The following is a 13,102-nucleotide window of genomic DNA, read 5'->3' on the forward strand; positions in this document are numbered from 1 at the left end:
TCAGTGCGAGGTCATGATCGCCAGGCACGGCCCGAGGAAGACGATCCACGAGCCCGCCACGACGATCAGCATCCCGGTCGCGAGTCTGCGCGTCACGGGGAAGAACATCATCACGGTCGCGACGATGGCGATCACGATGAACGGGGCGAAGAAGCCCCACAGACCCGCCCCGAGGGCGGCGAAGGCCACCATGAAGCCGAGCACGTGGGCGCCGCAGCCGATCCCCACCCCCGCGCCGACCCCGAGCGGTGTGGACGAGGGAGCGGCCACGGATGGCGGCGCGCCGTACGCGCCCGGAGGGTACGGCTGCTGCGGATACGGCCCAGACGGGTACGGCTGCTGCGGATACGGCTGCGGCGGATGGGCGCCCGCGGCGTACGACCCCGGCGGGGGCGGCGGGTATGCGCCCGGCGGGGCCGGCGGCGGAGGTGTCGCCGGCTGCGGGTACTCCGGTGTCGCCGGCTGCTCGGGCACCGACGGCTGCTCGGGCGTCGTCGGCTGCCCGGGCACCGACGGCTGCTCGGGCGTCGCCGGCTGCTCGGGCGTCGCCGGCGGCTCCGGCGCCCCGGGCGGGTCGGGCTGCTCCGGGCTCGGAGCCTCATCGTGCGGTTCGTCAGGCGGGTTGCTCACGGCGATCCGTCCTCTCTTCCGGAATGGATGCCTCCGGCCGCCGCGACCCGAAGGCTCCGCGCCGCGCCATCACGGCGAGGCGGACGAGGAGGATCGGGATGGTGACCATGAGGAACAGCTGCGGGCGCGTGAACCCGGCCCAGGCGACCTCGTTGCCGCGGACGAACTCCACGAGGAAGCGGAAGATGCCGTAGGCCGCGATGTAGAGCGTCAGCGTCTCCCCCGCGGCGATCGGCCGATGGCGCAGCCAGAACCAGAGGAGCGCGAACGCGACCGCGTGGAATGCGATCTCGTACACGAAGCTCGGGTGCAGCCCCACGCCGGCGGGCGATCCGACGCGTGCCGCGGCCTCCGGGGTGAGCACGACGCCCCACCCCGATGCCGTGGGTATCCCCGGGCGCTCCGTCAGGAGGCATCCGACGCGGCCGATGCACATCGCAAGCGCCACCGCCGGCGCGAACAGGTCGCCCGTGCGGTCGGGGTAGCGCACGATGCGCTTGGCGACGTGCACGCCCAGCCAGGCGCCGACGAGCGCCGACAGCATCGACGCGTTCCCGTGCGCGAGCTGATCGACGAAGCTCAGGTTCCGCGACGGGTCGAGGTGCTGGGCCCACGTCCCGAGGCGCGACAGGAGCGCCGCTCCCACGAGGGCTCCGAGGACGAGGTACGGCAGACGCGGATCGCTGACCCCGCGCCGGCGCTTCTCGATCAGGAAGACGATCCCCGCCGCGCAGAGTCCGAGGGCGACGAACAGCTCGTGGGTCCCCACCGGCGGCAGCCAGGGGGCGAGGTCCTGCAGCGTCGGGAACACGCGTCAGCTCCAGACCCGGACCCACATCATGATCCAGAAGGGGATCGCGACCGCGGAGGCCACCGCGACCGTCCAGAGGTAGATGAGCACGGTGCGCGTCGCGCCGAGCTTGCAGCGCGAGCGCAGCAGGCCCGCGCGGCGCGCGCGACTGTACCCGCCGATCGCGACGGCCGCGAAGACGAGGACGGCGACCGGTCCGAGAAGGCACGCCAGCAGGGCGATGGTCGTGAAGACGCAGAGGCGCAGCGGGTCGAAGGGCGCCGTGGCATCGGGCACCGAGGGATCGCGCTGGTTCAGGTGGCCGTAGCCCGCGGCGCTCATGTGGCCACCGAGACGGGCAGCTGCCGGCGTCCGCCCGTCGCCGTCGAGATGCGCGTCCGCGCGAGCGGAGCCCAGGCCTGGACGGCGCAGAACGGGGCGCACTGGTGCGCCGAGGTCTCCTCGTTCACGGTGGCCACGTGCACGCAGCACTGGGTGAGACGCTCCTCGATCATCGTGTTGATGTCCATGAAGGGCTTCACCGTGACGCGCAGCACGCGATCGGCCAGCATCCTGCGCAGCCGCTGGTGCTGCCCGGGGAGCTTGGATGCCGCCAAGGTCGCGAGCGTCCCGATGCCCAGATCGCAGTTCACGCAGATGTCGCGCCAGATGTCGCTCATCGACGGATGCGACAGGGACGACTGCTCGCTGAGGAGGTCGAGGAGCGAGCTCTTCACGACATCCCGGATCGCCTTGTTGACGTTCGAGTCGGCGATGCGGTTCGCGAGGAGATCGGGGTTGAGGTCGAGGAAGCCCTTCAGCCGTTCGTGGCCGATGAGTCCGACGAGCGACTTCCAGTCCCCCGCGTCGTCTTTGAGGAAGTACCCTACCGAGCAGCAGTGCGGGTGGCTGCACGGCAGGGCGGTGAGGTCCCGCCACGTGATCTCGTCGCCCGTCTGCGGCCCGAGTCGAGCGAGGACACCGGTATGGGTGAGGCGGCTCTCGGGGTCGATCCCGGCAGAGCGCCCCGAGCCGAACACGGGCTGGATCGTCACACCGCCCACATAGGGCGTCGCCATCGCACGGCGGATCACATCGCCGATCTCACCGTCGTTCACGCCGAGCGCCGCCGTCATGGTGAGGGTGGTGAAGACCCCGGCATCCGAGAGCCGCTCGAGGGCGCGCTGCTTGAACCGGCGGATGTCGGCGCCGCGATGGAAGGCGGATGCCTCGGCCGACTCCCCGTCGTACTGCAGGTACACCTCGACGCGCTCGCGGTGACGCTTCAGCGTCTCGACGAGACCGTCGTCCTGGGCGATGCGCAGCCCGTTGGAGTTCAGCAGGATGCGCACGACCGGGCGGGCGACCAGCTGCTCCAGCAGCTGCTCGAGCCAGGGGTAGAGCGTCGGCTCACCGCCCGAGAGCATGAGGACGTCGATGCGACCCTGCTCTTTGGCCAGGCGCGCGTCGACGGAGGCCAGCACCTCGGTGAGGGGCGCGACCGCGCTCGCCGCCGGACCCGACTCGGCGAAGCACGTCGGGCAGCGCAGGTTGCAGTGGTCCGTGAGGTCCTCGAGCAAGATGCACGTGTGCTGCGTCTGCATCTGCGGCAGCCCGTCCTCGTACGCCGAGGGGACCGGCTTGAAGTTGCCCACCGTGTCCGGGCCGTGCACCTTCGTCGGGGCGGTCCACTGCTCGAGATAGCTGAGGATCTCCGCGGACTCGTCGTAGAGGGTGGAGACGAGCCCATGATCGGGGCACCCGCGCTCGAGCCACACGGTGCCGTCCCGGTCGGCGAGCCACCCGGAGAGCCGGCGCACCTCCGACAGCGGACGCTCGGGATCCTCCTCGTGACACCGCGGGCAGAAGGCGTTCACGTAGCGGTGGACGCGATAGTCGCGAAGCGGCATCCCGGCGCCGGCGGTGGCGGTCATGGGCCGACGCTACTGCATCGGTACGCTCAGGCGGGGCCCTGGTCCACAGCGCGTCCGCGCAGCTGGCGCACCCGCGCGACGGTGAACCAGACGAGTGCCGCGCCGGCGACGCCGATGACGACGTACTGGAGGATGCCGGCGTACTCCTCCACGATGTGCCACTGCGCGCCGAGGAAGTAGCCCGACAGGACGAAGACCGAATTCCAGATGAGCGATCCCGCGAGAGTCAGCAGGCCGAAGCGCCAGAGCGGCATCCGCACCACGCCGGCGGGGATGGAGATGAGGCTCCGGAAGATCGGGAGCATGCGCCCGAAGAAGACGGCCTTGCCGCCGTGGCGGCCGAACCATGCGACCGTCCGGTCGACGTCGTCGACCTGGAGGAGCGGGGCGCGGCGGGCGATGCGTCGTAGGCGGTCGAGCCCGAGCCACGCGCCCAGGGCGTAGAGCGCGAACGCGCCGACGACCGACCCCGCGGTCGTCCAGGCGAGTGCCTCGACGAGGGTGAACGAGCCACGCGCGGCGGCGAGTCCCGCCATCGGCAGGATCGCCTCACTGGGCAGCGGGGGGAACAGGTTCTCGAGGGCGATGGCGATGCCCGCGCCGGGCGCGCCGATGAGGTTCATGAGCCCGACGACCCCGTCCACGAGGGCGGTGAGCCAGGATCCGTCCAGAGTCTGCATGCGCTCGACGCTACGGACCCGAGGGGACGGGAACCTGAGCGGACGCCGAGCGGACCGCCCCGTAGACTGGCTCCTCGTGAGTGAACGCACCCTTGTCAGCCAGCTGCAGTCCCGCGAAGACGGCCCCGTCTCGGTATCCGGATGGGTCGAGACCGTCCGCGATCAGAAGAAGGTGCAGTTCGTCATCCTGCGCGACGAGACCGGCGCCGTGCAGCTCGTGAACCCGGCGACCCGCCCCGCCCCGGAGGGCGCCGAGCCCTCGACGAGCTCAGAGACCGAGGCGGCGCTGGCACTGACGGCTCTCATCTCCGAGCTGTCGACGGGCACGTTCCTCACCGTCACGGGTGAGCTCAAGCACGACGAGCGCGTCAAGCTCGGCGGTGTCGAGATCAAGGTGGGCTCGCTCGAGATCGCGTCGGCCGCCCTGCCCGAGACCCCGATCGCCGCCGACAGCGGCCTGGACAAGCGCATGGACTGGCGCTTCATCGACCTGCGCCAGCGTCGGAACAACCTCGTCTTCCGCATCCAGACGACGCTCGAGCACGCGATGCGCACCTACTGGGTCGAGCGCGACTACGTCGAGATCCACTCCCCCAAGCTCATGTCGACGCCCGCCGAGGGCAACGCCGAGCTGTTCGCCCTCGAGTACTTCGGCGACCAGACCGCCTACCTCGCGCAGAGCCCGCAGCACTTCAAGCAGATGGCGCAGGCCGCCGGCTTCGGGAAGGTGTTCGAGATCGGCGACGTGTTCCGCGCCGACCCGAGCTTCACGAGCCGCCACGCGACCGAGTTCACCTCGATCGACGCCGAGATCTCGTGGATCGACTCCTACGAGGACGTCGCGCGGATGCAGGAGGAGCTCCTCGCGTTCGCGTTCCAGGCGGTCAAGGACAGGCACGGCGCCGAGATCGCGGAGCTGTTCGATGTCGAGGTCGTCGTGCCGACGATCCCCTTCCCCCGCATCCCGCTCGCCGAGGCCCGCGAGATCGTGAAGACGCGCGGGTACGACATCCCCCGCACCGACGGCGATCTCGACCCCGAGGGCGAGCGTCAGATCTCTGCCTACGTGCAGGAGACCTTCGGGCACCAGTTCGTGTTCATTACCGACTACCACCCCGAGATCCGGCCGTTCTACCACATGCGCAATGCGGAGACGGGCCTCACCACCAGCTACGACCTCCTCTTCCGCGGCACCGAGATCACGACGGGCGCCCAGCGCGAGCACCGCGTGGACGTCCTCGAGGCGCAGGCGCTCGAGAAGGGATTGTCGCTGGAGGGTCTCGAGCACTACCTCGACTTCTTCCGCTACGGCATCCCGCCCCACGGCGGCTTCGGCATGGGCCTCGCGCGCGTGCTCATGCTGATGCTCGGCCAGGACTCGATCCGCGAGGTGACCTTCCTCTTCCGCGGGCCGACGCGCCTCGCTCCGTAAGGCACGCGGATGACCGGCATCGAGGGCCTGCACAACTTCCGGGACGTCGGCGGGATCGCCCTCGCGGGTGGCGGCGCCGTCCGGCCGGGCGTCCTGTATCGTTCGGACGCACTGCAAGCGCTCACGCCGCGCGGGGTGGAGGAGCTGGCCGCGTCGGACATCGGCGTCGTCGTCGACTTCCGTACTCCGGAGGAACGGGCTGCGGCTCCCGACCTGCTCCCCGCGGACCGCGCCGTGCGCGTCGTCGAGATGTCGATCCTCGAAGGCGCCATGGCGCAGATGGCGAAGGAGGCGTTCGCCGCCGACGCGCCCCCGACACCCGAGCGGATGGCGGAGGTGGCGGCGCGCATCCCGACCCTCGACCAGCTCTACGTCGGCATGCTGCAGCACGGCGCGGATGCCTTCGCGGCCGTCGCACGTCTGGTCGCCGCCTCCACCGACGACCTTCCGAGCGCCGTCCTGGTCCACTGCACGGCGGGCAAAGATCGCACCGGGGTCGCCGTGGCACTCCTCCTGAGTGCGGCGGGAGCCGAGCGAGCCGCGGTCATCTCCGACTACACCGCCTCCGAGCGGAACCTCGCCGGAGAGTGGGCCGACGGCATGCTCCAGATGGTCGCCGCGCTCGGCATCCCCGTCACTCCTGAGATTCAGACCCTGATGGTGAAGACCCCGCCCGAGGCCATCCGCACGGCGTTGGAGTGGGTGGATGCCACCCACGGATCGGCGGCGGACTACCTGCGCTCCGGGGGGCTCACCGACGCCGAGCTCGCGGCGCTGCGGCGCCGCCTCGCAGGCTGATCGGGAACGCACAGACTCGTGCTCTTCCGCCACCCCGGACGCGCGCGCTAGCGTGTGAGCCGCAGCGCGTGCGCCCCGCACGCACCACGCGAGGAGGTACGGACATGGCCGGAAAGTTCGAGCTCTACACCGACGCGGGCGGCAAGTGGCGGTTCCGCCTGAAGGCGGGCAACGGCCAGGTCATCGCGGTCGGCGAGGCCTACGAGTCGAAGGCCGCCGCGCACAACGGCATCGAGTCGATCAAGAAGAACGCGCCCGACGCTCCGGTCGTGGAGGTCTGACCCGCGATCAGATCTCGAGGTCGACGGCGACCCGGTCGGAGACGACCGAGCGCACATAGCCGACGACGGCGAGGTGGTCGGGGTGGGTCTGGTAGGCATCCAGGGCCGCCTGGTCGACGAAGTCCGCGACGAGTGCGACATCCCAGTTCGTGCCTCCGACAACGTCGGGACCGACCCAGATCTCGCTGATCGAGGGGACGACGCCCTTCAGTGCTGTGAGATCGGCACTGATCTTCTGTGCCTGCGCGGCCTTCTCGGCCGGGTCTTCGGTGGCCAGACGCCACGCGACGAGGTGACGGATCATGCGGGTTCCCCTCCCGAGGTGATGGTGTCGGCGGTGCGGCTGTCGGCGTCGATGAGGGCGCTGCGCAGTCGGGCCGCGTCGAGACGCCAGTGCGCATGCAGGCGGTCGTCGATGAGGATCACGGGGATCTTCTCCCACCATTGCGCGTAGAGGTGCGGATCGTCCAGGATCGACAGCTCCGCGACCTCGACGTCGCTCTCCGCCAGATCGGCGACGACCACGTCCACGATCTCGCGAGCGACGTCGCACAGATGGCAGTCGGGCTTGGAGATGATCGTGAGCGTCGTCACGGCATCCCTCCTTCGGCAGCAGCGCTTCGGTGCGGACAGGGCGCAGAGGAACACGAAGCGCCCGTCCGCAGGGACAGGCGCTCGGTGTCGTTCGCCGCGATTACTTCTTGTTGCGGCGCTGGTGGCGAGTCTTGCGAAGCAGCTTGCGGTGCTTCTTCTTCGCCATGCGCTTGCGGCGCTTCTTGATGACAGAACCCACGGAAAACCTCACTATGTCAGGGGTCTGGACGCGGATCGCCGCGTCCGGGAACGGGCACGAATGAAAAGTGCCCTCGGAACAGTCTAGCCGACGTCGGCGACCGGCCGTTGCAGGGCGGCCGTGACAGCCGTCTCGGGCACGCGGTAGCTGCGCCCGAACCGCACGGCCGGAAGCTCGCCGGAGTGCACCAGACGGTACACGGTCATCTTGGAGACGCGCATGATCTCCGCCACCTCGGCGACGGTCAGAAAACGCACATCCGGCAACTCGGCCATTCTCCACTCCCCCTGCGCCTGTCTCCCCCGAGGGCGCAGTCTCAGCGTACGGGGTCGGTGCGACGCGTGTAAACCTCTGTGACCGCTGTGATTAACCTCAGCGACACCGATGAGGTTCTTGTCAGCGGCCGGGGATGCGCTTGAGCATGCTGTCGAACGCATGCTTCGTGGATGCCGCGGCCCGCCCGACGAGGTCGGCCGCGGCGACCGCGGACTCGGGCAGCGAGATCTGCTCCGATCCGGAGGCGGTGAGAGCCTCGTCGAAGAAGGGGATGAGCCAGTCGTCCACGACGTCCAGCGGTGCGGTCGACAGGCTGTAGTAGCGGTGCTGGCCCTCTTCGCGGACCGACACCAGCTCGGCCTCGCGCAGCACCTTCAGGTGCTTGGACACCGTCGGCTGGCTCACGCCGAGCTCGTGCACGATGAAGGAGACGCTCGTACCGTCCTCCCCCGCCATCGCGCGCTCGCGCAGAAGCTGCAGGATGTCCCGACGGGTACCGTCGGCGATCACGTCGAAGATGTCCGCCATGAAGGTAGGTTAGCCCGCCTCCGGTCCCGAGTACCATGACAACGACCGCGCGGGACCGGACAGTGAGGAGGGCGTCATGACGGACGACTCCGTCGGCGTCCGCTTCGGCCGGCGACTGGCCTCCTTCGCCACCGCCACCGTTCGCGGCGTGCGAGACCTCGCCACCGCCTCGCCCTCGCGTTTCGCCGTGCTCGTCTTCAGTACGCTGATCCTCCTGTTCACCGGGCTCTTCTCACTGCCCGCCGCCTCGGCCAGCGGCATCCAGACCCCGTTCGCCGACGCATTGTTCACCGCCGTCTCGACCATCTGCGTGACAGGTCTGTCGACCGTCGACATGGCCGGGCACTGGTCGCCCTTCGGACATGTCCTCGTCTACATCGGCGTCAACGTCGGCGCGCTCGGCGTGCTGACCCTGGCATCCATCCTGGGACTCGTCATCTCCAAGCGGCTCGGCCTGCGCGCGAAGCTCATCGCGGCCGGCGACACGAATCCCCTCCGGGCGCACGGCGGCCCGGTCAACGAGGGCCAGACGGTGCGCCTGGGCGAAGTCGGTCAGCTTCTGGCGACCGTCGCCCTCTCCACACTCGTCATCGAGGCCGTGCTCGCGGTGCTGATCTACCCGTCGCTCCTCATCAACGGCGTGGACCCGCTGACGGCGCTGTGGGAGGCGCCCTTCTACGCCGCCATGTCGTTCACGAACACCGGCTTCACGCCGAACGCGGGCGGCCTCGAACCGTTCGCGACCGACTACTTCTTCCTCACCGTCCTGATGGCCGGGGTGTTCCTCGGGTCGATCGGGTTCCCGGTGATCTTCACGCTGTGGCGCCACCACTTCCACCTGCGCCGGTGGTCGCTGCACGCGAAGCTCACGATCATCACGACCGTCGTCCTGTTCTTCGTCGGCGCCGGCGTCTTCCTGCTCCTCGAGTACGCCAACCCCAAGACCTTCGGCGGACTGGATGCCTGGGACACGACGTTCCACGCGTTCTTCCTCTCCGCCATGACCCGCTCGGGCGGGTTCTCGACGATCGACATCGGCGAGCTCAACGGCTCGTCGCTGGTCGTCGGATCGATGCTCATGTTCGTCGGCGGCGGGTCGGCGTCCACCGCGGGAGGCATCAAGGTGACCACCCTCGCGATCCTCGCCCTCGCCGTCTGGTCCGAGGCGAAGGGACGCCCGTCGGTCGAGGCCTTCGGGCGCCGCATCCCGAGCGACGTGCAGCGGGTCGCCCTCTCGGTCGTCGCCTGGGGGGCGACCATCGTCGCCCTGTCCACGATCACGATCGCGCAGATCACGAACGACCCGATCGAGAACGTCCTCTTCGACGTGATCTCCGGCTTCGCGACCGTGGGCCTGTCGACGGGCCTCACGGCGACCCTTCCCGATCCCGCCGTCTACGTCCTCGCCCTGACGATGTTCATGGGGCGCGTTGGTACAGTGACTCTCGCCGCGGCCGTGGCCGCGACATCCCGTTCGCAGCACTACTCGCTGCCCGTGGAAAGGCCCATCGTTGGTTGAGCAGCTGCGGAGCGACGCTCCCGTCCTCGTCATCGGCCTCGGTCGCTTCGGCGCCGCCTGCGCGGGCGAGCTCGACCGCCTCGACCGCGAGGTCCTCGCGATCGACGACAACCTCGAGCTGGTCCAGAAGTGGTCCGAGCGGGTCACCCACACCGTGCAGGCCGATGCGAAGAACATCGACGCGCTCAAGCAGATCGGCGCGCAGGACTTCCAGGTGGCGGTCGTGGCGGTCGGCTCTTCGATCGAGGCATCCGTGCTCATCACTGCGAACCTCGTCGATTTGAAAGTGCCCCAGATCTGGGCGAAGGCCGTCTCGCAGAGCCACGGAAAGATCCTCGCGCGGGTCGGCGCGAACCATGTGATCTACCCCGAGCGCGAGGCCGGCGAGCGCGTCGCGCACCTCGTGTCGGGACGCATGCTCGACTTCATCCGCTTCGACGACGACTTCGTGCTGGCCAAGATGTACCCGCCGAAGTTCATCCGCGGGATCGGCCTGAACGAATCGGGGGTGCGCTCGAAGTACAACGTGACCGTCGTCGGGGTGAAGAGCCCGGGAAAGCCGTTCCGCTACGCGGAGGCGAACACCGTCGTCACGAACCACGACCTCATCATCGTCTCGGGGACCAACAGCGACATCGAGCGCTTCGCCTCACTCGACCGCTGACCCCGCCCGCCGACGTCCGCCCGCCGGGCTTCCGCTCGCTTTCGGGCGGCGGGTCGCGCTCGGGGCGGCCGCGCGGATCAGGACCCGGCGGCGAGCTCGCGGGCGCGAGCGAGGGCGGCGTCCGTCGCCTCCGCGAAGATGCCGGACAGGTTCGCGCCCTGCAGCACGGAGATCGCCCGTTCCGTCGTGCCCTTGGGGCTCGTGACGCGGCGGCGCAGCTCCGCGGGGTCCTCCTTCGTGGCCTCCAGGAGCGAGGCGGCGCCGATGAACGTCTGCTCGGCCATGAGGCGCGCATCGGCGTCGGAGAAGCCCTTGCCGCGGGCCGCCTCGGTGAGGTCCTCGATGAGGAGGTAGACGTACGCGGGGCCGGAGCCGGAGATCGTCGACAGCGCGTCGATCTGGTCCTCCGCGACCTCGATCACCACGCCGCAGGTCGCGAACAGCGCCCGCACGAGGTCGAGGTCGGCGCCGGATGCCGCGGAGCCGCGCGCGATCCCCGTGACGGCCTTGCCGACGATCGCGGGGGTGTTCGGCATGGCCCGGACCACCGGCACGGCTTCGCCGACGATCGACTCGAACGTCGCGGTCGTGACCCCGGCGGCGAGGCTGACGACGATCGCTCCCGGGCGGAGGGCGGGGGCGATCTCACGGAGGAGGTCGGGCACCATGCCCGGCTTCACCCCGATGAGGACGATGTCCGCCTCCGCGGCGGCGCGGGTGTTGGCCTCGGCATCCTGCTCGAGGGAGAGGCTCACCACCCCGGGGCCCGAGAGCTGTGCGGCCTTGGCCGCCGACCGGTTGGTGACGGTGAGTGCGGGTGCGAGGCCGGAGGAGATGAGGCCGTGCGCGATGGCGCCGCCCATGGAGCCGGCACCGAGGATCGAGATCGGGGGGAGGGTCTGGGGCATATCGCCATCCTCGCAGAGGAAATGGGTCGTACGGAGAGGATCAGTCCCCTCGCCGGTCCAAGATGATGTCCATCGACGGGGCGCGGCCCTTCTCGATGTGGCTGAACGCCAGACTCTCGGCGAGGCGCGCGTTGCCGTCGGAGATCGCGGCCAACAGCTCGTCGTGCTCGTGCGACTGGCCCCGCGCATCGCGGCCCACCCCGGTCAGATAGAACAGCCACACCAGGCGCCCGCTCACCACCCGGGTCAGCGAGCTGAGCAGGGAGCTGTCGGCCATCTCGACGATGCGCGTATGAAAGGCGGCGTGAGCCTCGGCGATAGCGAGACGGTCGCCGACTGTGACCGCCTCATGCGCGGAGGCGAGCGCACGATCGAGCACATCGACGGGTGCGCCGCGGCCCGCGTTGTGCGCGGCAAGGCGAGCGGCCAAGGTCTCGAGGCTCAGGCGCACGTCGAAAAGCTCGTCGATCGAGCGCCTGTCCCATCCGACGATGCGAGCGCTGCGACGCGGCGCGGTTGCGAGGAAGCCGTCGACACCCAGCTGCAGGATCGCCGCCCGCACGGGGATGCGCGACATCTCGAGCTCATCGGCAAGCCGCCCCTCGGTGATGGCGTCGCCGTCGGCATACCGCCCGAGGATGATCGCCGTGCGAATGCGCCGATAGGCAGTCGCTGCGAGGGAGTCATCCATCGAGCCGTTCACATCAGACATGCCGTCTCCGCTCACACCGCCGCCCGTGGCGGCCGAAGAGGACCGCCGAGTCACGATCGGATCGCGACCATTGTGCCAGCGCCGATGCCGCGGGCACGTGCGCACAGCACGTGCGCCGCATACAGGTCTTGAATGCCGAGGCCGACGGAGTTGAAAATCGTCAGTCCACCGCGGGATCCGCTGTCCGCCGCGCCGATCGCATCGCCGAGGGGGACGAGGCGCGTCGGATCGAGGTCGCCCGTTGCGCACGCGCGACGGATGTTTCCCGATTCCGCCAGCGCGACCGCGGGATCATCGACGACGACCATACGCGCCCCGCCGAAGACATCGGCACGGATCTCGCTGAACATCGGACGCGGGGGTGAGCCCACGGCGTTGACGTGCACGCGGTCGCCGATCATCGAGCGGGAGAGGAACGCCTCCTCGGCGGGTGTCAGGGTGCAGACGATATCTGCCGCGTCGAGCGCCGCTGCCCGCGTCGGCGCAGCGATGGCCGGGACGCCGTCGGCGCGAAGCTGCTGCACGCAGCTCACCGCTCGAGCGGCGCTGCGCGACCACACCCGCACCTCGGCGAGGTCTCGCACATGCAGCAGCGCCCGCGCGTGCTCCGCGGCGAGCGGACCCGCTCCGATCAGCGCGGCGACCCGCGCATCGGGCGCCGCGAGCACGTCTGTGGCGAGAGCGGTCACCGCAGCGGTACGGATGCGCGTGAGCGCCCGCCCGTCGAGCACCGCCACGCACTCCGCCGTGGTGGCGTCGAAGACTGCGACGGTCGATCGCTGTGCGGGCAGCCCCTCGGCACGATTGCGCGGCGCGTCCGCGAGAACCTTGACCGCGAACAAGCCGAGCTCTTCGGACAGGGCATTCATCGGAACGACTGCGGCAGCATCCGGCATCCCGGGGCCGTCGACCGCCAGGGCATGCGGACGAGGCTGCACGGCGCGACCCACGTGCAGCGCCCGGTGCGCCGCTGACATGGCCTGACGAATCTCGTCGGCGTCCGCCAGAGCTTCGACATCGGCGGAGGTCAGGGTAAGTGTCGTCATCAGATCTCCTCTTTGGTATCCCAAATGTACCCAGCCATGCCGCCAAGCATCACTCCGTTCGGTGAGCATTGCTCACGCGGCGAAACGTGCGTCTTACGCCAGTGTGCTGAT

The 13,102-nt window shown here is 69.7% G+C and carries 18 protein-coding genes; 5 read left to right on the forward strand and 13 right to left on the reverse strand.

The annotated features are described in order from the left end of the window. The 5 genes from J0P97_RS00510 to J0P97_RS00530 are packed head-to-tail and all read right to left on the reverse strand — an operon-like array spanning nt 1 to nt 4,034. The gene (locus tag J0P97_RS00510; protein WP_215485818.1) at nt 1–630 is read right to left on the reverse strand and encodes a hypothetical protein; all 630 of its coding nucleotides are present in this window, start codon (nt 628–630) and stop codon (nt 1–3) included. Continuing rightward, a complete protein-coding gene (locus J0P97_RS00515) occupies nt 614–1,441 on the reverse strand; it encodes a prolipoprotein diacylglyceryl transferase (protein ID WP_215485819.1) in 828 nt (275 codons plus the stop codon). Before J0P97_RS00515 ends, J0P97_RS00510 begins: the two co-directional genes overlap by 17 nt. 3 nt (nt 1,442–1,444) lie before the next feature. Beyond that, entirely contained in the window at nt 1,445–1,762 is a 318-nt protein-coding gene (locus J0P97_RS00520) for a hypothetical protein (protein WP_215485820.1), read from the reverse strand. Next, nucleotides 1,759–3,354: a radical SAM protein gene (locus J0P97_RS00525; protein ID WP_246539371.1), complete on the reverse strand. Its 1,596-nt coding sequence runs from the start codon at nt 3,352–3,354 to the stop codon at nt 1,759–1,761. The genes J0P97_RS00520 and J0P97_RS00525 overlap by 4 nt, the downstream gene beginning before the upstream one ends. Before the next feature lie 26 nt (nt 3,355–3,380). After that, entirely contained in the window at nt 3,381–4,034 is a 654-nt protein-coding gene (locus J0P97_RS00530; RefSeq protein WP_215485821.1) for a DedA family protein, read from the reverse strand. Nucleotides 4,035–4,110: 76 nt separating this feature from the next. Between J0P97_RS00530 and aspS the strand changes: the two genes are divergently transcribed. The 3 genes from aspS to J0P97_RS00545 all read left to right on the forward strand — a co-directional run bounded on the left by aspS (nt 4,111) and on the right by J0P97_RS00545 (nt 6,545). Next, nucleotides 4,111–5,466: an aspartate--tRNA(Asn) ligase gene (gene aspS, locus J0P97_RS00535; RefSeq protein ID WP_215485822.1), complete on the forward strand. Its 1,356-nt coding sequence runs from the start codon at nt 4,111–4,113 to the stop codon at nt 5,464–5,466. Nucleotides 5,467–5,475: 9 nt separating this feature from the next. Further along, the gene (locus tag J0P97_RS00540; protein WP_215485823.1) at nt 5,476–6,264 is read left to right on the forward strand and encodes a tyrosine-protein phosphatase; all 789 of its coding nucleotides are present in this window, start codon (nt 5,476–5,478) and stop codon (nt 6,262–6,264) included. A gap of 104 nt (nt 6,265–6,368) precedes the next feature. Beyond that, entirely contained in the window at nt 6,369–6,545 is a 177-nt protein-coding gene (locus J0P97_RS00545; protein WP_215485824.1) for a YegP family protein, read from the forward strand. Between the two features lie 7 nt (nt 6,546–6,552). Here the strand turns inward: J0P97_RS00545 and J0P97_RS00550 are convergent, their stop codons facing one another. From J0P97_RS00550 to J0P97_RS00570, 5 genes are all read right to left on the reverse strand, one after another. Beyond that, nucleotides 6,553–6,849, reverse strand: a complete 297-nt coding sequence (locus J0P97_RS00550) for a Dabb family protein (RefSeq protein ID WP_215485825.1) — start codon at nt 6,847–6,849, stop codon at nt 6,553–6,555. Next, the gene (locus tag J0P97_RS00555; protein ID WP_215485826.1) at nt 6,846–7,139 is read right to left on the reverse strand and encodes a glutaredoxin family protein; all 294 of its coding nucleotides are present in this window, start codon (nt 7,137–7,139) and stop codon (nt 6,846–6,848) included. The genes J0P97_RS00550 and J0P97_RS00555 overlap by 4 nt, the downstream gene beginning before the upstream one ends. 100 nt (nt 7,140–7,239) lie before the next feature. After that, nucleotides 7,240–7,338, reverse strand: coding sequence for a 30S ribosomal protein bS22 (locus J0P97_RS00560; protein ID WP_003792170.1), 99 nt, complete (start codon nt 7,336–7,338; stop codon nt 7,240–7,242). Between the two features lie 83 nt (nt 7,339–7,421). Further along, nucleotides 7,422–7,613 (reverse strand): helix-turn-helix domain-containing protein, encoded by a 192-nt coding sequence (locus J0P97_RS00565; protein ID WP_215485827.1) that lies wholly within the window; start codon nt 7,611–7,613, stop codon nt 7,422–7,424. A gap of 121 nt (nt 7,614–7,734) precedes the next feature. Then, nucleotides 7,735–8,142 carry an ArsR/SmtB family transcription factor gene (locus J0P97_RS00570; RefSeq protein WP_215485828.1) on the reverse strand — a complete coding sequence of 136 codons (408 nt, stop codon included), beginning with the start codon at nt 8,140–8,142 and terminating at the stop codon, nt 7,735–7,737. Between the two features lie 76 nt (nt 8,143–8,218). Here J0P97_RS00570 and J0P97_RS00575 point away from each other — a divergent pair, with 76 nt between their 5' ends. Then, nucleotides 8,219–9,661: a TrkH family potassium uptake protein gene (locus J0P97_RS00575; RefSeq protein WP_215485829.1), complete on the forward strand. Its 1,443-nt coding sequence runs from the start codon at nt 8,219–8,221 to the stop codon at nt 9,659–9,661. Continuing rightward, entirely contained in the window at nt 9,654–10,325 is a 672-nt protein-coding gene (locus J0P97_RS00580; RefSeq protein WP_215485830.1) for a potassium channel family protein, read from the forward strand. Before J0P97_RS00575 ends, J0P97_RS00580 begins: the two co-directional genes overlap by 8 nt. 77 nt (nt 10,326–10,402) lie before the next feature. Here J0P97_RS00580 and proC read toward each other — a convergent pair whose 3' ends face one another. From proC to J0P97_RS00595, 3 genes are read right to left on the reverse strand one after another with little or no spacing between them, the layout of a single operon-like run. Then, the gene (proC, locus tag J0P97_RS00585) at nt 10,403–11,233 is read right to left on the reverse strand and encodes a pyrroline-5-carboxylate reductase (protein WP_215485831.1); all 831 of its coding nucleotides are present in this window, start codon (nt 11,231–11,233) and stop codon (nt 10,403–10,405) included. 40 nt (nt 11,234–11,273) lie between these two features. Next, nucleotides 11,274–11,945, reverse strand: a complete 672-nt coding sequence (locus J0P97_RS00590) for a GntR family transcriptional regulator (RefSeq protein WP_215485832.1) — start codon at nt 11,943–11,945, stop codon at nt 11,274–11,276. Nucleotides 11,946–11,995: 50 nt separating this feature from the next. Then, nucleotides 11,996–12,991, reverse strand: coding sequence for an ornithine cyclodeaminase family protein (locus J0P97_RS00595; protein WP_215485833.1), 996 nt, complete (start codon nt 12,989–12,991; stop codon nt 11,996–11,998). Nucleotides 12,992–13,102: the final 111 nt, after the last annotated feature.

It is taken from the genome of Microbacterium flavum (genome assembly GCF_018717645.1).
GTDB lineage: Bacteria > Actinomycetota > Actinomycetes > Actinomycetales > Microbacteriaceae > Microbacterium > Microbacterium flavum.